Origin of the sequence: Dyadobacter luticola (assembly GCF_005860805.1) — a bacterium.
GTDB lineage: Bacteria > Bacteroidota > Bacteroidia > Cytophagales > Spirosomataceae > Dyadobacter > Dyadobacter luticola.
This window is the reverse complement of record NZ_VCEJ01000008.1, coordinates 116,013-134,471: the sequence shown is the minus strand read 5'-3', so window position 1 is coordinate 134,471 and position 18,459 is coordinate 116,013. Positions and strand designations below refer to the sequence as shown.

The 18,459-nt window shown below is 44.9% G+C and carries 16 protein-coding genes; 5 read left to right on the top strand and 11 right to left on the bottom strand.

Going from position 1 to position 18,459, the window contains the following annotated elements:
• Nucleotides 1–5 precede the first annotated feature (5 nt).
• Nucleotides 6–1,532: a M28 family peptidase gene (locus tag FEN17_RS24375; protein ID WP_138368029.1), complete on the top strand. Its 1,527-nt coding sequence runs from the start codon at nucleotides 6–8 to the stop codon at nucleotides 1,530–1,532.
• A gap of 54 nt (nucleotides 1,533–1,586) precedes the next feature.
• Here the strand turns inward: FEN17_RS24375 and FEN17_RS24370 are convergent, their stop codons facing one another.
• From FEN17_RS24370 to FEN17_RS24355, 4 genes are all read right to left on the bottom strand, one after another.
• Nucleotides 1,587–3,767: a S9 family peptidase gene (locus tag FEN17_RS24370; RefSeq protein ID WP_138368028.1), complete on the bottom strand. Its 2,181-nt coding sequence runs from the start codon at nucleotides 3,765–3,767 to the stop codon at nucleotides 1,587–1,589.
• A gap of 49 nt (nucleotides 3,768–3,816) precedes the next feature.
• Nucleotides 3,817–4,002, bottom strand: a complete 186-nt coding sequence (locus FEN17_RS24365) for a type II toxin-antitoxin system antitoxin (protein WP_138368027.1) — start codon at nucleotides 4,000–4,002, stop codon at nucleotides 3,817–3,819.
• Nucleotide 4,003: 1 nt separating this feature from the next.
• Entirely contained in the window at nucleotides 4,004–4,867 is an 864-nt protein-coding gene (locus tag FEN17_RS24360) for an SPFH domain-containing protein (RefSeq protein WP_138368026.1), read from the bottom strand.
• 127 nt (nucleotides 4,868–4,994) lie between these two features.
• Nucleotides 4,995–6,443, bottom strand: coding sequence for an energy transducer TonB (locus FEN17_RS24355; protein WP_138368025.1), 1,449 nt, complete (start codon nucleotides 6,441–6,443; stop codon nucleotides 4,995–4,997).
• Between the two features lie 173 nt (nucleotides 6,444–6,616).
• Here FEN17_RS24355 and FEN17_RS24350 point away from each other — a divergent pair, with 173 nt between their 5' ends.
• Nucleotides 6,617–7,483: a UDP-2,3-diacylglucosamine diphosphatase gene (locus FEN17_RS24350; protein ID WP_138368024.1), complete on the top strand. Its 867-nt coding sequence runs from the start codon at nucleotides 6,617–6,619 to the stop codon at nucleotides 7,481–7,483.
• A 3-nt stretch (nucleotides 7,484–7,486) separates the two neighbouring features.
• Nucleotides 7,487–8,620 carry a glycosyltransferase family protein gene (locus FEN17_RS24345; RefSeq protein ID WP_138368023.1) on the top strand — a complete coding sequence of 378 codons (1,134 nt, stop codon included), beginning with the start codon at nucleotides 7,487–7,489 and terminating at the stop codon, nucleotides 8,618–8,620.
• A 162-nt stretch (nucleotides 8,621–8,782) separates the two neighbouring features.
• Here the strand turns inward: FEN17_RS24345 and FEN17_RS24340 are convergent, their stop codons facing one another.
• From FEN17_RS24340 to FEN17_RS24330, 3 genes are all read right to left on the bottom strand, one after another.
• On the bottom strand, nucleotides 8,783–10,015 hold the full coding sequence (locus tag FEN17_RS24340) for a serpin family protein (protein ID WP_138368022.1): 1,233 nt from the start codon (nucleotides 10,013–10,015) through the stop codon (nucleotides 8,783–8,785).
• A 72-nt stretch (nucleotides 10,016–10,087) separates the two neighbouring features.
• Complete coding sequence (locus FEN17_RS24335; RefSeq protein WP_229208979.1) at nucleotides 10,088–11,593, bottom strand: hypothetical protein; 1,506 nt, start codon at nucleotides 11,591–11,593, stop codon at nucleotides 10,088–10,090.
• Complete coding sequence (locus tag FEN17_RS24330; RefSeq protein WP_138368021.1) at nucleotides 11,571–12,134, bottom strand: RNA polymerase sigma factor; 564 nt, start codon at nucleotides 12,132–12,134, stop codon at nucleotides 11,571–11,573. The genes FEN17_RS24335 and FEN17_RS24330 overlap by 23 nt, the downstream gene beginning before the upstream one ends.
• Before the next feature lie 245 nt (nucleotides 12,135–12,379).
• Between FEN17_RS24330 and FEN17_RS24325 the strand changes: the two genes are divergently transcribed.
• On the top strand, nucleotides 12,380–12,676 hold the full coding sequence (locus FEN17_RS24325; RefSeq protein ID WP_138368020.1) for a muconolactone Delta-isomerase family protein: 297 nt from the start codon (nucleotides 12,380–12,382) through the stop codon (nucleotides 12,674–12,676).
• A gap of 66 nt (nucleotides 12,677–12,742) precedes the next feature.
• On the opposite strand, the gene msrC is transcribed toward FEN17_RS24325, so the two are convergent.
• Nucleotides 12,743–13,228, bottom strand: coding sequence for a free L-methionine (R)-S-oxide reductase MsrC (gene msrC / locus FEN17_RS24320; protein WP_138368019.1), 486 nt, complete (start codon nucleotides 13,226–13,228; stop codon nucleotides 12,743–12,745).
• A gap of 159 nt (nucleotides 13,229–13,387) precedes the next feature.
• Here msrC and purU point away from each other — a divergent pair, with 159 nt between their 5' ends.
• Nucleotides 13,388–14,197 carry a formyltetrahydrofolate deformylase gene (gene purU / locus FEN17_RS24315; protein WP_229209005.1) on the top strand — a complete coding sequence of 270 codons (810 nt, stop codon included), beginning with the start codon at nucleotides 13,388–13,390 and terminating at the stop codon, nucleotides 14,195–14,197.
• A gap of 140 nt (nucleotides 14,198–14,337) precedes the next feature.
• On the opposite strand, the gene FEN17_RS24310 is transcribed toward purU, so the two are convergent.
• The 3 genes from FEN17_RS24310 to FEN17_RS24300 all read right to left on the bottom strand — a co-directional run bounded on the left by FEN17_RS24310 (nucleotide 14,338) and on the right by FEN17_RS24300 (nucleotide 18,448).
• Complete coding sequence (locus tag FEN17_RS24310) at nucleotides 14,338–15,492, bottom strand: 2-isopropylmalate synthase (protein ID WP_138368017.1); 1,155 nt, start codon at nucleotides 15,490–15,492, stop codon at nucleotides 14,338–14,340.
• Between the two features lie 263 nt (nucleotides 15,493–15,755).
• Entirely contained in the window at nucleotides 15,756–16,826 is a 1,071-nt protein-coding gene (gene leuB / locus FEN17_RS24305) for a 3-isopropylmalate dehydrogenase (RefSeq protein ID WP_138368016.1), read from the bottom strand.
• Between the two features lie 50 nt (nucleotides 16,827–16,876).
• Entirely contained in the window at nucleotides 16,877–18,448 is a 1,572-nt protein-coding gene (locus FEN17_RS24300; protein WP_138368015.1) for a hydroxymethylglutaryl-CoA lyase-like TIM-barrel protein, read from the bottom strand.
• Between the last annotated feature and the right edge of the window lie 11 nt (nucleotides 18,449–18,459).

Here is an 18,459-nt window from a genome sequence, read left to right as displayed (position 1 = left end):
TGCAAATGAAAAAAATATCCTTTTTAGCACTTTTTTTAAGCTTATACATTCATCCCTCCTTCTCCCAAAAGAAAACCCCAAATCTCCCCGAATTCCAAGCTAAAAAATCCGAGGTGGAGGCGCATATGCGGTTTTTGGCGGGGGATGAGTTGCTGGGGCGGCGGACTGGGGAGCAGGGGAACCTGGTGGCGGCGCGGTACATTGCGGAGCAGTTCCGGAGGCTGGGGCTGGGTACGGTGCCTGGCGGGACCGGGCCAAATACCAATTCCTATTTTCAGAATGTTCCTTTTGAGAAAATGGGAGCGGCGGGGCCGGGCGAGATTACGGCAGATGCGGAGATTATGAAAAGCGGACAGGATTGGATCTTGATGAGCGGCGGGCCAACCAGCCTGAAAGCACCTGTCGTTTATGCCAGTTTTGGGCTTGAAAATGCGGCGAAAGGTTGGGACGATTATAAAGGTCTTGATGTAAAAGGTAAAATTGTGCTGGTAGAAAGTGGTACGACTGAGACGCAAACACCGGCTGAAATCATTGCTACTTCGAATGAAAAACGCAAAATCGCTGCGGAAAAAGGAGCTGTTGCGGTGATCGAGCTTTTTAATGCGCCGATTCCCTGGAACATTGTGCTCCGGAATTTTGATAAGGAAAAAATGTCGCTTGCGGATGTGGATAAGGGCGCTGCGCCGGCTATCCCGCACGCTTGGGTAAATGGTAAGGAGGCGAAGTTCGCGCGTGCATTGCGTGGCGCGAAGGAAGTGGATTTCAAGACGCCTGGGCGAAAATCGCAGCTAATTAATAGCTACAATGTGGTTGGATGGATTCCTGGCAGTGACCCGGCTTTGAAAGATGAATACATTTTGTTGACTGCTCATTATGACCACATTGGCGTCGGTAAACAGGGCGGCCAGCCTTTCGCGCCAGAAGACAGCATTTTTAATGGTGCGCGCGATAATGCAATCGGTGTGGTAGCATTGCTGACAGCGGCTGAGGCTTTGAGTAAAAATCCGCCGAAACGTTCGGTACTGATTATCGCACTGACCGGCGAGGAAATGGGGTTACTGGGCAGCAAATATTACGCGGCGCATCCGCTGCTGCCTCTGAACAAATGTATTTTTAATATGAACTCGGATGGTGCGGGTTACACGGATACAAGTGTGGTTGCCGTGACGGGATTGAACAGAACCGGTGCAAGTGCTGAAATAGAAACAGCCTGCAAAGCATTTGGCTTGACTGTTTTCGCTGATCCTGCACCTGAGCAAGGTTTATTCGACCGGTCGGACAATGTCAATTTTGCCAAAGAAGGAATTCCGGCACCGCAATTCACGCCGGGTTTTAAGGAGTTCAGTGCTGATTTGATGAAGAACTATCACCAGGCTACCGACAATCCGGAGACGATTGATTTTGATTATCTGCTAAAATTCAGCCAGGCTTACAGCTACGCATCGAGATTGATCGCAGATCGGAAAACTGCACCGCAATGGTCGGCTGGGGATAAATATGAGCCCGCTGCTAAGAAGTTATACGGCAAATAAAGATTCAACAAAAAACGCAGCCTTCGAGCTGCGTTTTTTGTTAAAAATGCAACATTACCTCCCGCCCGGAGGGCAATTCTTTTTAAGATAATCCGTGAAAAGCGTCCTCAAATGCTTCGAGGTACCTGCTCCTTCATTAATACTGTGCGATCGGTTTGGATAAGGCATAAACTGGAATACCTTATTTGCTTTAATCAATTCATTGACAAGCATTTCAGCATTCTGATAATGCACATTATCGTCACCTGTGCCGTGAATGTACAGCAGATTTCCACGCAGGTTTTTGGCATAAGTGATCGGTGAACCTTTGGTAAAATCTTCCGGATTTTCTTGTGGAAGGCCCATGTAGCGCTCCTGGTAAATGTTGTCATAAGTCAGCTGGTTCCCCACTGCCGCCACCGCGATACCTGTTTTGAAATGCTCGGGATGCTGGAACATTAAATTCAATGTAGACGAACCGCCGCCGCTCCATCCATGCACAGCCACTCTCGAAGTATCGATAAAAGAATATTTCTTGAAAATCTCAGTCGCCGCGCCGTCCATATCCTTAATGTTGATGGTACCAATGTTCTTATAGATGGATTTTCTCCAGGCTGCACCTTTTGGCGATGGCGTACCGCGGTTATCCATAGAAGCATAAATGTACCCGTCGTCGGCCATGCTGCCTTCGTAAAGCCGGTTGCGGCCGGTTCCGTACGTATCTTTTACGGTCGTATTAGCAGGCTCGCCGTAAACCGTGAACACGATCGGGTATTTTTTAGAAGCATCAAAATTGGTCGGTTTCACAATCCAAGCGTCGATTTCTACACCCTCAGCTGTTTTTACCTTGAAAAATTCAATGTTCAGTTTTCCAGCATTGATCTTGTCGGCAGACTTGGCGATGGAATTATTCGGATCGATCGAAACGTGTTTTGGAAACGAAACCCACTCCATCATAGGCATCGTCTTGGCATTTGAAAACTCGTGCATTCCAAATTTTCCCTCGGGAGAAATCTGATAATTATGCGTTCCCGACTGATCGGCAGGCGTCACGCGCACGGCTTTGCCTTTTCCGTCAAGGGTAATTTTGTAAAGATATTTTTGGGTAGCATTGTCCGGCGACGCCATGAAATAGTACATATTGTTTTTCTCATCAATGCGCACCGGGCTGATCATATCGTAATTCCCGACTGTAACCAATGTTTCTTTTTTACCGTCGCGGCTCACGCGGTAGGTGTGCCGCCAGCCATCTTTTTCACTCACCCACAAAAATTCTTTTCCACCATTCACCCAATCCCAACCCACAGGCTCGTCTTCCCAGCGACTTTTGATATCAATCCAGGCAGCATCTTTTTCGGTATAAAATGGCTTGGCGCTGCCGTCAGCCGTATTGATATACATTAATGTGCTTTCGTTTTGCTTGCGGTTCAGCTGCTGGATTACCAGCTCATTAGGCATCCCCGACCATTCCATTCTTGGCACGTAGGTATTCTGCGGATCTCCCGGAATGTTCATCCATTTCGTCTGCGCACTGGCAATGTCCACCACACCAATTTTATAGGGCGAAGGCGTCTGGCCTACTTTGGGATACTCAACAGGAACATTGTAGGAATAGATGGAATCCGTGGTATTGATCATTAAAAAGTTACGGATCTTCCGCGCGTCGAGCTGCCAGTAAGCGATGGATTTGCTGTCGTCGCTCCACCGGAAACCGTCGCGGCAGTCAAATTCTTCTTCATAAGCCCAATCGAATGTTCCGTTGATCACGCGGTCGGTGCCATCATTGGTCAACTGCTTGATTTCGCCGCTTTGCAAGTCTTCCACATACACATTGTGCTTGCTCACGTACGCCGCTTTTTTGCCGTCGGGTGAGAATTTGGCAAACATTAAGGAAGATTCAGGAAGGCCTTTTCCAAGTTGTTTAAGGGATTTTCCGGTCAAATCATACAGCCAGTAATCGCCACGCGTCGGATAACGCCAGACTTTTTTTGCATTGGTATATACCAAAACTTTATCGCCTGCCTTGCTGAATGTGTAGCTTTTGATAGTCAAAGCGCTACCGCCCGACGGTGTAAGCTGTGACTTTGAAACCAATATTTTGGGCTGATTAGAAGGCAAAGCAACTTCAATAATCTCATTTTCTTCCACATCCCGAAAGCCGCTGCCATCGGAGAGCCACTGAAATGTCGGGGGAATTTGTGCAAAAAGCGGACTGGAAAGTATTGTAAAAAGCAAAAGGTTAATGAAGTGCTTCATTTGGGTCAAAATAAATTAGTAGGACAACTGTTTACGCAATTTTAACAATTTAATCATTCTTTTCCTCAATCGGCTCTCCGCCCTTTGGTTTCAATTTCCGCTGCTTTTTCAGTGCCTCGCTCAGCAAATATTCGATCTGACCGTTCAAACTGCGAAAATCCTGCTGTGCCCAGGCTTCGAGTTCCTTGAGCATATCAGGATTGACACGTAAAACAAATGCTTTTTTTTCAGCCATATCAGGGATACAATGTGCCGGCGTTCAAAATGGGTGTCGCAGCTTTTTCACCGCACAAAACTACCAGTAAGTTACTGACCATTGCCGCTTTACGCTCTTCGTCCAGGTTCACAATTCCTTTTTCGGAGAGCATTGCAAGCGCCATTTCCACCATTCCCACGGCACCATTTACAATCTGCCGACGGGCTGCTACAACTGCCGAAGCTTGTTGCCTTTGTAACATTGCCCCGGCAATTTCAGGCGCATAAGCAAGGTGGCTGATCCGGGCTTCGAGTACGTCGATTCCGGCGCGGGAAAGACGCTCGGTCAGCTCAGCTTCGAGCATTTCGTTGATTTTCCCGCTGCCGTCGCGCAATGTTACTTCCTGAATGTTCAGGGCCTCATCTTCCATCGTATCGTAGGCATAAATCCCCGCCAGATGCCGCACCGCTGCCTCTGATTGTATCTCCACATACTTTACATAATCATCCACTTCAAAGCTCGATTTGGCAGTATCTCCCACGCGCCACACAACCACCGCCGCAATTTCGATGGGATTACCGAGCTTATCATTTACTTTCAGTTTTTGTCCGTTGAGGTTCCGGGCGCGCAGACTGATTTTTTTCCGGCGAAAAAACGGGTTTACCCAACGCAAACCACTTTGCTTCATGGTACCCATATAATCACCGAAGAATGTGGTCACCACGGCTTCATTCGGGTTGATGACCGTCAGACCGATCAAAATAATAAACCCGGCAAGCGACATCAGAATGCCCTCAATCGGATTACCGGTGCTGGCAACATACAAAATACCTCCGAAGAGCATTAGCAGGCCGATTGCAAAGAGCAAATAGCCTGACATCGAGCGTAATTCTTTCTCATTCATAGCTTGAATTTGATAGTAAAGTGATATCACAATATTATCAAATCAAAATCAATTCACCTTTATAATTCGGATAAAAAAATCCCAAAGCCGCTGACTGGCTTTGGGATAGGATAAATGGTAGGAAGACTTATTCCAGCTGAAAATTAATCGGGACGTAATATTTGACATTTACTTTTTTACCCCGCAGGACGCCCGGCTCCCACATGCCATCCATTTTCTTTACCACGCGAATCGCTTCCTCTTCCAGCCCAAAGCCCAGCCGGTTCTCGATTTTATAGTTAGAAAGACTACCATCTTCCCGAACAACAAATGAAAGCTTCACCCTCCCGGTGACGCCGCGCCGCGCAGCTTCGATCGGAAAGCGGATATTTGTGCCGAGAAATTTATAAAATTCTGTCATGCCGCCTTTGAACATTGGATTGATTTTCGCTTGCTCATATTCTACTTTTTCTTCCTGATGGTAAGCAATACCTTTATCTAGCACACCCAGCTCGTATTGTTCTTCATAATGTAATGTGCTGTCTGCCAGTTTACCAATCCACTTACCGTTTTTTGCGCCCGAAATGACGCGCCCTTCTTCAAAAAGCCACTTCCCATCATAATTTCGCTCCGCCGACCGCCAGTAGCCATCGCCATCTTTCACCACCTGTTCCCCCGCTCTGTTCCATGCATTGATATAAATTCTTTGCTCTACTTGCGGCGGTTTTGGTACCGTGGTTTCGGTCGCGGTGGCGATCTGGCCGGTGTCATACCAGTTTATTTCACTCGTCACACTATCCGAAAAAATACGCAATGTGCGCAACATGCCGCGGAGGTCGTAACTTTTTTGCAATGTTGCTTTGGTGAGCAATCCATACTCCGTGTAAGAAAGCAGCTTTCCGTCGGTCTGAAAAACGTATTCCGAAGTATGGCTGGCCATATTCATGTCACGCGCCGATATCTGGTAAGCTTTTACAGAATCCGCAGGCGCATCAGGGTAATCGAGTCGCTGCCAAATATCCAGGTTTTTGAATGCTGCGATGCCCACCTGTTTCCATTTTCCGCCTCTACTTTGGTCATACACAACATGATGGCGGATATAACCATTGTCATCGACAGGTTGTGTGACCCGGTATTCGGCATTTTTTAAATCGGTCGTGACCCTGTATTTATTATCGAAATAATCGACCATTGCGGCTTGCGTGCTATCGTAACTTGTGCGGGCCGCCGCCTTGAATGTGATGGGAAAGGAAACATATTGTCTTACTTTTTCGCCTTTGAGTGTAGCCGGTTTCCATGCCCTGTACAGGCTTAAAACTCGTACAGCTTCCCGGTTACACAAGGTATCGATGCCTCTGACGACCTCAATGTTGGTCATGCTGCCGTCGGTTTCCACAATGCCTTTGAGATAAACCCTTCCATTCAGACCTTTTATCGAACTTTTGAAAGGTATCTGCAAGTTGGCGGAGATAAATTGATTGAGATAAGGGACGCCGGATGCAGGTTCGGCCACTTTTTCGACGTCGTGCGCCTGGTAAACTGCCTGTCCTGCGGCCGTAAGGTGGACCAGAAGTAAAAGGGTAATGATGATTTTCATGGGTGAGTAGGTTTTTGTCAAATATAGGTTACTTACCCGTTTTTCTTTGTTATCTAATAATTACTGTTTGAAAAATCTTAAACATTATATGTAGTACTAGTTTTAGCTCAAACTTAACTTACTGATAAACTGACAGTAACATCCAGGTAACATAAAATGAGAAAATTTGTATCATGGGAGATACAACTCACTTTCGTACCATTATTATTTCTGATCTGCACTTGGGAGCCGGAGGTTCCAAGGCGGAAGAAGTAACTAGTTTTCTGAAAAGCTATACTTGTAAAAAGCTTATCTTGAACGGTGACATCATTGACGCCTGGCAGTTGAAAAAGTATGGCGTCTGGAAACGGAAGCATACCATGTTTTTCAAGCGGGTGCTCAAAATGATCGAGGATAATAAAACGAAGGTCATTTATATCCGCGGAAACCACGACGATTTTCTGGACCAGATCATTCCGCTGCGGCTGGGAAAACATTTCCAGATCCGTAAAGATTACATCCTGAATTCCGGCGAAAAGCGCTTCTACGTGACGCACGGCGATGTTTTTGATTCTATCACTACCCATCTGAAGTGGCTTGCATACCTGGGTGATATGGGGTATACCTTCCTTTTGTGGGTTAATAAATTTTATAACAGATACCGCGAGTGGCGGGGCTTATCCTATTATTCACTTTCCCAGCGCGTAAAGCAGTCGGTGAAAATGGCGGTCAATTATATGACTGATTTTGAAGAAAAACTGACCGAGCTGGCCAAGTCGCGCGATTGTGATGGCGTGATCTGCGGACACATCCATCATCCCGCAATCCGGGACATTGATGGGATAAAATATATGAATTCCGGCGACTGGGTGGAGACATTGAGTGCGCTGGTGGAGGATTTCGATGGAAATTGGAGCCTTTTATATTACGATCAGCAGGCGATTGCACAAAAGCCGGCGAAACCTGCCAAGATCAAGGATAATGTGGAAAATTTGCGGGTTGTAGAGAAGCAGGTCGCATTCACCGGTCTGCCGACCAATCGTAATCAACGTTACCTGTAAGCTATGCGGATCCTTTTTATGGTTCAGGGAGAAGGTCGCGGGCATTTGACCCAGGCGATTTCTTTGGGCCAGATTTTGCGTTCGGCTGGCCATGAAATTGCGGCGGCAATGGTCGGAAGTTCTCCTGGGCGCAACATTCCAAAGTTTTTTGATGAACAAATTATGGCGCCGGTATTTAATGTCGAAGCGCCAAATATCATTTATAATGCCCAGGGCGGCGGTATGAATGTCCGGAAGACGATTTACACACACGTCACCAGCATTCCGAAATACCTCAAAAATCTCCGCAAGATCCACGAGTCGGTGCAAAAAATCCAGCCGGACCTGATCATTAGTTTTTACGAAACTTACGGTGGACTATATAATGTACTGTACCGATCGAAAATTCCGATGGTCTGCATTGCGCATCAATATCTTTTACTGCATCCGAGGTTTGTTTTTCCTGAAAACAGCAGGTTTAACCAGTTTTTGATTAATCTGAATTCTAATTCTACGTCCTGGCTGGCTGCGAAAAAACTTGCACTTTCTTTTCGCGAAATTCCTTCAACAAACAACATTCAGGTTGTTCCACCACTTCTGAGGCAGGAGGTGACACAACTTACCCCGGAAAATGGCGACTTTTTCCTGGTGTACATGACGCATCACAGTCTGAGCCAGCAAATTATCTCGTGGCACCAGCAGCATCCTGAGGTAAGGCTGAATTGTTTTTGGGATAACCCTGATGTCAGTGATGAGTTCATTGTTGACGAAACATTGACATTCCACCGGATCAACAGCGAAAAATACCTGCACATGTTGGCCAACTGCCGAGCACTGGTCACGACTGCCGGTTTTGAATCGGTCTGCGAGGCAATGTACCTCGGAAAACCCGTGATGATGGTACCTGTCCCCAATCACTTCGAGCAGGAATGTAATGCGATCGATGGCGTAATTTCTGGCGCGGGAGTAATGTCAAAGACATTTGATCTTTCCGTTTTGCTGGAATATTTACCAAAGCATATTGATCATTCCCAAAAATTCCGCTCGTGGTATCAGCAGGGCCAAAAATTGTTTCTGCATCAAATAGAAGCCTTATCTGCTGCCAGGAAAGGCTACGCTGATTTTGACAAAAAAGCGGTTATCCTGCTCAAAAACTAATTCCCATCCTGGGCCGCACTCGGTTGCAAAACCAATCTTCCAAATATTTCATTTAAAAACAAAATCGTCCGAAAGCAAAGCCTCCGGACGATAACGCACCCCGAAAATGCCGGTTTCCCGACATTTTTTATCTTAAATGTTTTTAATGGCTAACAGATCCTCCTATTTACTATCCGGGTTTTTAATTCGACCCATAAATAGAATTGTATTGGAAGTATTTTCTGTAATAATTAACCCAAATGGTCTGTCACAAATATATCTGTTTTCATCCGGACTGACCGACGTTACATCGATACCAATGCTGGTGACGGCTGCTGCTTCCGTTCCTTGTTCATCTATCCCGAGATAAGCGTCTTGTTTTACAAAATCTACTACCAAATGTTCATTCTTATTAATCTTACCTAATTGCGCGGAGCTCGAAAAGATTTTATTGATACCCATCTTTTCCAATGTAGCATTTAATTTTGCTGAATAATCCAGCTTAAATCTCGGTAGACCTACCTTAACATTCCGATCACGCATTTCAGCCGATACTTCTCTCCATTTTGATGCGGTCATTTCAGCTAGAACGCCATCAATTGTATTTTGTCCATAAGGAATAAGTAAAGTCATACTAAACTGACCACTTGAATAGGGAAGTTTAACGGCACTGAAAGTATTATTGAAGGTAGCAGGAAATGTTGATTTAACATTCATCATTTTAACTGATTTTGTTCCACCACCTTCCAAATTAAAAGGCATTTCAACCGTCTGCTTTGAATCAAATTGTGATTTCCAATCCCCTTTAAAATAAAGTGCATTTAATAAAAACATTACTTTATTTTCATCAATTTCGTCGAGTACCTTTTTAATTTTTCCATTGGTTTTATCACTTGCCCACTGGTTAATTTTATCTTTTGCCGCATTATCAAAAATCAAACCAGTAATATCTGAATTGAAAGAATCTCTCAAAATATTTTGAAAATTATTTTCAACCTGAAATCCGCTCCGGTACCACATGGAGTTTGCCAGCCCCAAACTTACCCGCGAATCGGCCACCGGCAAATCGTTAACCAATGTTTTATATGCATTGTTTAAGTCAGCAACCGATACGCCTTGCATTTCGAGCGTTTTCAGGATTTCATCGGCAGTTTCACGCTCTGAGCCGTTTAGAAGCATTCCTAGCGCAATGTGCAGACTTAGCGGCGACACAAATAGATTGTCTTGCGCCGGTTGCGTTTGCTGTAAGTTATGAAGGAAATTGAACGCGAAAGATGTTGTTCCATCCGCAATGTTGGCCGGAATAGTAACAGGATTTACGATTAAATCCGGGCTCGGATTCTTATCATCTGTGCAACCCAGCAATAATGTAAATGCCAGGATCGGGACCAGTTTGAATCGTTTTAAAACTTTCATGGCTAATAGATTTAAGAACGTTAAATCCTAGATTCAAAAGGCCCATTATTGGTTGGAACGTTTAGCTTTCTTTTAAAAAGAATACCGAACTCCCCACGCTACTCCGTACAAATAAGGATGCACATCCAGGCTTTGATTTGACCTGAAACCCGATGAAACCGCTTTTTGATACGATCCTGTGAGGCTCGCTTTCCACTTGGAACTGAGTCGATAATTAAATCGTAAACCGGTAGTAGCCGCCCAGTTCACCGTCCGGTAAATTTCATCATTCGCAGTGGTGGTAATAATATCTCCCGAAGCCGATTCCAGATCATTCGTCAAAAAGAAATTCGCCATCATACCACCTAATAATGAGTAGCTCAATTTCTTTTCAGGATAAATTGTAAAGCCGGCCTGAACAGGGAGTTGCAGATACTGATAATTGTTACTGGATTTTTTAGATACATCTACATATATCGCGCCGCTATTAAAACTCTGAGATTTATCTGTTAAAGCCGGATAAGCGTTTGGCGCAATTCCTACCAGCGCATTTTCCAAAACATTGGCCGAGGTACTATTATTGGCACTCAATAAATATCCGCCTCCCTGATAATTCGAATTTCCCTTTAAATAACTTACACCCATTTCTAGGGACCAGTGTTTCGACAATTTCATTCCCGCCTGTGTTTGCAGCGCATAAGAAGCCCCCGCCTCGCTTGTTCCAGATACCGATTTTTTATTGGACAGCGCCTGATAACTAAAATTGGTCGGCGCTGATTTGACTTTTAAATCGGGATTAAATGACGCTGGCATTAAACTGATCCCTGCCCAATATTCTTTATTCGCCGACAGTTTTACCAGTTCCTCCGCTTTTATTTCCGGGCGGAAAAATACATATCGTTTTTGCAGATGCACATCCAGGTCGTTGTAGGGTAAGGATGACATTAATTCAGCCGAAATGTTCTGTTTCGATTCATTCACCGATGAAGAATTCGCAGATAAAACATTTGCTTCCGGAATGCGGGCAGCTGCTTCAACCGGATTTTCTGTTGAATTTTTAGCAATGAAACTTTGCGCATCTGAAGATATATGCTCAGCATGCTTTTCTTTGGAAGCATAGGAATTTCCTCTCGATACCTTTCTGCTTTTTCCGGCAATCGAAGGCTTATTTTCAATCGCACCCGACGAACTTACAGAAGCATTATCTACTTTATTTGCTGACTTAACCTCGTCTTTCGTAATATCATTTGCGCCAACCTCCCCTTTTTCGTCAGCCTCAGCAGTTTTAGAATCAGCAGCTGAATTTTCTGCATTTCCAGCATTTCCAGATTTACTGACTGCAACCTGATTATTTGTACCAGACACATCATTTTTAGCTGAATACCAGATTCCGGCACCCACGAACAGCAATGCGGCAACAGACGCCGCAGCTAACCAAATTCTTTGCGAATTCAACCACAATGGCAGTAAGCCTCTCTTATTATCCTTTTCCAAATGCGCCTCAATATTCTCCCACACAGAAGGTGGAGGAGCTTCCGACGCATCCATCAAGGCCTTTCGCCATTGATTTTCAAAACTATCTTTTTCGGACGGGTCCATCTTCAAATCTTTTTTCCTTGTTTAATTTTTGTTGAAGGAGGCTTCTGGCGCGTGAATACTGCGACTTTGAAGTACCTTCTGAAATCCCCAGCTTCTCCGCGATCTCATTATGCTGGTAGCCTTCTATGGCGTATAAGTTGAAAATCGTCCGGCAACCCGTCGGCAGCTCCTGAATGAGTTCGAGCAACTGCTGCAACTGGAAATTGCCCAGCGTAAATTCCTTGTCTGCCAGTCCATTATGGTGTACATCAATGTCATCCAGTTCTTTCAGGTACTTCTGCTGCCGCAAATGGTTTAATGCGGTGTTCACCACCACCGACCGCAGCCAGTATTCAATTGGACTGTCGGCCCTGAACGAATCGATATTTTCATAAATCTTAATGAACGCATCCTGCAAAACATCCTCAGCGTCTGCACGGTTTTTGGTGTAACGCAGGCAAATAGCAAAGAGCTTTCCCCCAAAAACATCATAAAGCTGTTTCTGGGCGACCCGGTTGCGCTGCTTGCAGCCTCTCACCAATTCCTGTTCGTTAAAGGTCATCCGAAGTTTAGGGGTGCTTCGTTCGGTTTTATAGTTAAATACAGCACCTCTACCCAAAGATAGCCGATTACTGGTTCGTTAAGCCCGGTCTGAAAATCAGAATCATGCAGACCGTAAAAGGTACGACACACCATTTTTGTTATTGGTTGGAAAATAATGAAAGGTTTTCCTTATTATTCGCGGCTCACTGTGAGGAACTATTAGCAGGTTCTTATCCTTTTATTAGTAACTCTAATTCTATCATCATGAGCCAATACATGGTTGAAATTCAACTTCCTGCGGTTATGTCGGAGGATTTTACAGCAAAAATACCTGCTCAGCGAAAAAAGATCAATGAATTGATGGAGCAGGGAAAGCTGATGTCTTATGCGCTGTCCGATGACTATTCCAGGTTGTGGTGTGTTGTGCGAGCGGAAAGTGAATTCGAGGTAATGTCGCTGGTGTCGGAATTTCCTCTGATTGATTATATGGACCCAAAAATTTCAAAACTCATGTTCAATAATGTGGTCGCACTGAGGCTGCCGATGTTTTCTTTGAATTGATTACTGCATTAAAAAAACAAACCCCGGTTGAATCATTTTCAGCCGGGGTTTATTTTTTAAATGTTCTTATAATTTTCTTTCAATCAATTTGATCAGTTTTTCTAATTCGCGGGCATCCGTTTCATTAAAATCATCCAGCTGGTCACTGTCTACATCGAGTACCATCGCCACCGACCCGTTCCTATAAAATACCGGCACCACAATTTCCGATTTCGATGCTGAGTTACAGGCAATATGCCCCGGAAATGCTTCTACGTCAGGAACAAGAATGGTTTCTTTCCTGGTGTAACTGGCACCGCAAACACCCTTATTAAACGCTATCCGCGTGCAGGCGATCGGCCCCTGAAACGGCCCCAAAACCAGCTGTCCTTCTTTCGCGACATAAAATCCAACCCAGAAAAACCCGAAAGCTTCTTTCAATGCTGCCGCCATATTGGCCAGGTTCGCGATCAGATCACTTTCGGGTTCAATTAAAGCCTGTATTTGTGGATATAGCTCCTGGTAAATTCGGGAGCGGTCGGTGCTGGTTGAGATAATCAGTTCTTCTGCCATCGTTTGATTTTTATTTGAGAAATTAACAGAAATCTGTGCGTATTCGTTGCCGCGAGGTCTAAAACAAACATATCGCTGCCAACTATACATGATAACACTTTATATTTGAAGCCTTTCAAAAATATCCTGCATTAAATGGCGCAACGAAATATCCTCCTGATGGACGGTCCCGATCATAAAGGTTTGATCTATCAGGTAACCCGAATTCTTTTTGAACACAATCAGAACATTATCCGAAATGATGAATATGTAAGTCCGTCGGGATATTTCTTTATGCGGACGGAATTTGAAGGAGATACGGACGTGAATGAAGTTTTGAAAGTGCTTCAAACCGAGCTGCCAGCGGGTCTTAACCTCAGGATTAATCCAAAAAAGAAAAAGGACATTGTGCTTTTTGTGACCAAGGAGCATCACTGCCTGGGTGAGCTGCTGATCCGGTATGCTTTCGATGAGCTGGATGCCGATATTTTAGCGGTCGTAAGTAACTACAATACATTACAGCCGCTTGTCGGAAAGTTTGGAATTCCGTTTCATTTTATTTCTCATGAAAACAAAACGCGGGAAGAGCACGAGGCATTGATCCTGAAAACCCTGGACATTTACCAGCCCGAATACCTGGTGCTGGCAAAATATATGCGCATTATTACGCCGGAATTTGTAAGACATTTCCCGAACAAGATCATTAACATTCACCATTCATTTTTGCCCGCATTCATCGGGGCAAATCCTTACCGGCAGGCTTACGACAGAGGAGTAAAAATCATTGGTGCCACCGCGCATTTCGTCAATAATGATCTGGACGAAGGGCCGATCATTGCACAGGATGTGAAATCGGTAGACCACCGGCAAACTGCCGCAGACATGGCAACATTGGGAAAGGATACGGAAAAGGCTGTTTTATCGAAGGCTTTGAAGCTCGTTTTTAACGACCGCGTCTTCATTCACAACAACCGGACCATCATTTTTTAGGCAAGAAAAAAGCCCTTAGTCAGAATCACCGAGGGCTTTTTGCAATCTGATGGATGTTATTGAATATGTAATGTTACAAAAAATTCTTTAAAACATCAAATTCAGATTCAAGGGGTTAGCATTTTCTAAGGATATTCTAATTAAGCTGGAATAGCCGTTTTTGCCAGATCAACCAGGTCTGCATCATTCACTTCTTTTTTCAAATCGGCGATTTCAAGGAACCTGGTATAGAGCTCGTCGAGCGTTGGTTTATCAAAGCTGAATCCCAACAATTCGAAGCGATGTTTCAAGGCATGACGTCCGCTTCTGGCCGTCAGAACAATATCTGATTTATCGACACCCACGTCCTGCGGGTTCATAATCTCGTAATTCAAAGTATTTTTCAGGAAACCATCCTGGTGAATTCCAGATGAATGTGCGAAAGCATTTCTTCCCACAATCGCTTTGTTTGCCTGAACCGGCATGCGCATCATTTTAGAAACCAGCTGGCTGGTCGGGTAGATATGCTGGGTATTGATCCCGGTTTCCAGTCCCAATTCTTTATGCACATTCAAAGCCATCACCACTTCTTCCAGCGAAGTATTTCCGGCCCGCTCGCCAATTCCGTTGATCGTAACTTCTACCTGACGAGCACCCTGGTTTACACCAGCAATCGTATTTGCGGTCGCTAATCCCAAGTCATTATGGCAGTGAATAGAAATGGTGGCCTTATGAATGTTGGAAACGTGCTCAAAAATATACTTGATTTTCGCCCCATACTCGTCTGGCAGACAGTAGCCGGTCGTATCCGGAATGTTCACCACTGTCGCTCCCGCACCGATCACAGCTTCAACCAGTTGTGATAAAAATACAAGGTCTGCACGGCCTGCATCTTCGCAGTAAAATTCCACATCCTCTACCTTCGACTTTGCGTATTTGGTGGCAGATATCGCCCTTTCAATGATTTTCTCCCGGGTTGTATTGAATTTGTGCTGAATATGAATGTCAGAAGAACCGATTCCGGTATGTATCCTGCCGCGCTGCGCATACTCCAAAGCATTTGCAGCCGCATCGATATCTCCCTGAACCGCACGTGACAAGGCGCAAATTACCGGTTCCCGCACTGCTTTCGATATTTCCACGACAGAACGAAAATCGCCTGGACTGGATACCGGAAAACCGGCTTCGATAATGTCTACCCCAAGTATTTCGAGTTGCCTGGCTACAACAATCTTTTCTTCCGTGGTTAATTGGCTGCCTGGTACCTGCTCGCCGTCTCGTAAAGTTGTGTCGAAGATCTGGACTCGATTACTCATTGATGGGAATTAAAAATTTAATGGGACACTAATTTAATAATTTTCAGACAATATAAAACCCTTTCCTGGTCGAGGAAAGGGTTCCGAAAGAATCAAAACAGCACCTTTCCCGCTCTTACGGAATAGTTAGAATGAGAAGATTTATGTTTTTTTCTAGTGCGTTCATAAAATACGGCGAAAATTCGCTGACCACGAGTTTCTTCTGCAAAGAAAGTACAACTTTTGGTTTTAACAAATATTATTTGGCAAATCTTGCCAGGAAATCAAATTCTTTTTAAAAGCTCAATTCCAGCAGCTTGCGTGTTTAAAATCATTTCTGCTGGTGTTGTGGCATCTGCAATATCCCTGGTCCGGAAGCCATCTTTCAGCAATTTATCAACCGCTGAAATAATCGTTTCCGATTCTTCCTTCAAACCAAATGAAATATCGAGTAGCAGCGCAGCAGACAAAACAGACGCCAGTGGATTGGCGATACCTTTTCCGGTAATGTCATGCGCAGAACCGTGGATCGGCTCATAAACACCGGTGCTATCTCCCACCGAAGCGGACGCCAACATCCCCATCGAACCAGCGATCTGGCTCGCCTCGTCAGTAAGGATATCTCCGAACAAATTCGCAGTGACCACTACGTCAAAGCGTTTCGGATCCTTGATGAGCATCATGGCGGCTGAATCTACAAACTGGTGCTCAACCGTGATATCAGGATACTCAGGAGCCAAAGCCTGGATTACTTCTCTCCACAAACGGCTGGTTTCCAAAACATTAGCCTTATCAACCGAGCAAAGTTTTTTGTTCCGTGTTCTTGCAGCTTCAAAAGCTTTGCGCCCGATACGCTCCACTTCATAGCGGCTATATTCTGCAATGTCGTAAGCCGTATTGTTATCGTTTTTCCGACCTTTTTCTCCAAAATAAATATCACCCGTCAACTCGCGGAAGAAAAGAATATCAGAACCTTTCAGGATCTCAGGTTTAATAGAGGATGCGCCCAGCAATTCGTCGAACAACTTGATCGGACGAAGGTTAGCATACAAACCCAGCTCTTTCCGCATTTTCAAAAGACCTTGTTCAGGTCGAACTTTCGCGGTAGGATCATTATCATATTTCGGGTGACCGACAGCTCCAAAAAGGATCGCGTCAGACGCACGCATTTTTTCAAGTGTCTCATCAGGCAGCGGGTTGCCAGTGGCTTCAATCGCGACGTGGCCCATCAAAGCTTCGTCATAAATGAATTCGTGACCGAACTTTTCAGCAATTTTTACCAATACATTCTTTCCAACTTCCGTTACTTCTTGCCCGATTCCGTCGCCAGGAACGATTAGGATATTTTTCTTCATTAAAAGATTTGATTGGATACTTGATAAATAATTAATTCAATTAAAGTGTCTTAAAAGGTTTTCACCATCGGAATTTCCGGTGTGAGTTTCGCATCGTTCGGGATACCAATCAGGTTGAGCATTTTTTGTGTGGCCATGATCGCAGAAACAGTCTGGTCAGAATCCAAACCTCTGGTTTTTACTTCTTTACCGGAAATTTCCCAAGTAATAATGGTCTCGCAAAGCGCGTCCGTTTTACCTCCCGGCGGAATGCGGACCGCATAATCTGTCAACATCGGCAGGTTGATACCTTTCAAATAGTAAATCCTTTTCAGCGCATTCATAAACGCGTCATACTGACCATCGCCCTGCGCACTTTCTTCAAAAACTTCATCCAGAAACTTGATCTGCAGTGTTGCCGACGGTTTCAGATTTTTTGAATGTGTCAGAACGTAATTTACAATCACTACTTTTTCCTCGATGGCGCTGCTCGCGAGCACGTCGGAAATAATGTAGGGAAGATCGTCCGGCGTCACGGATTCCTTGCGGTCGCCGAGCTCGATAATCCTTTGCGTCACCTTTTTGAGATCAGCATTACTTAATGTGATGCCAAGATCGCGCAGGTTGTTTTCAATGTTGGCTTTGCCAGAAGTTTTGCCCAATGCGTAAAGCCGCTGACGGCCAAACCTTTCGGGCATTAACTTGCTGAAATACAGATTGTTCTTCTTGTCACCGTCTGCGTGAATTCCAGCAGTTTGTGTAAAGACACTTTCACCTACAATCGGCTTGTTGGAAGGAATCCTGATCCCCGAAAACGTCTCCACCAGCTTGCTGACCGTGTAAAGCGATTTTTCGTTTACCGACGTCTTGAATTCCGGCATCATATCATTCAAAACCGCGATTGTACTAGCCAGAGGCGCATTTCCGGTCCTTTCACCCATCCCGTTTACAGTCAGGTGAAGCCCGCGGGCACCTGCGCGCAGAGCCTCCATGACATTCGCAATGCTCAGATCATAATCGTTATGCGCATGGAATTCGAAATGCTGATTGGGGTACCGATCGACGATTGCTTTTACAAAAGAATACGATTCGGAAGGTGTCAAAATGCCCAGCGTATCGGGCAGCAAAATGCGCTTAACCGGCTGTGTTACAAGGAAATCCAGCGACGCAAAAACGTAATCCGGCGAATTCCGCATTCCGTTGCTCCAATCTTCCAGATATACGTTGCAATCAATACCTTTTGAATCTGCCAGCTCGATCACATTCCGGATATCCTCAAAATGTTCCTGCGGGGATTTTTTCAGCTGATATTTTAAATGGTTTAGCGAACCTTTGGTCAAAAGATTCATGACCCGGGCGCCACTTTCGAACAGCCAGTTGATAGACGCATCGCCATCGACGAAGGTAAGTACCTCGACTTTATCTAAAAAACCGTGCTGCTTCGCCCAATCTGTAATTTTCTTAACTGCCTGAAATTCACCTTCCGACACGCGTGCAGAAGCCACTTCAATGCGGTCTACCTTGACCTCCTGAAGCAGAATTTGTGCAATCGTCAATTTTTCCAAAGCAGAAAAAGACACTCCGCTGGTCTGTTCGCCATCGCGGAGTGTCGTATCCATTATTTCAATATATCGGCTGTTCATAAGTGCTGCCG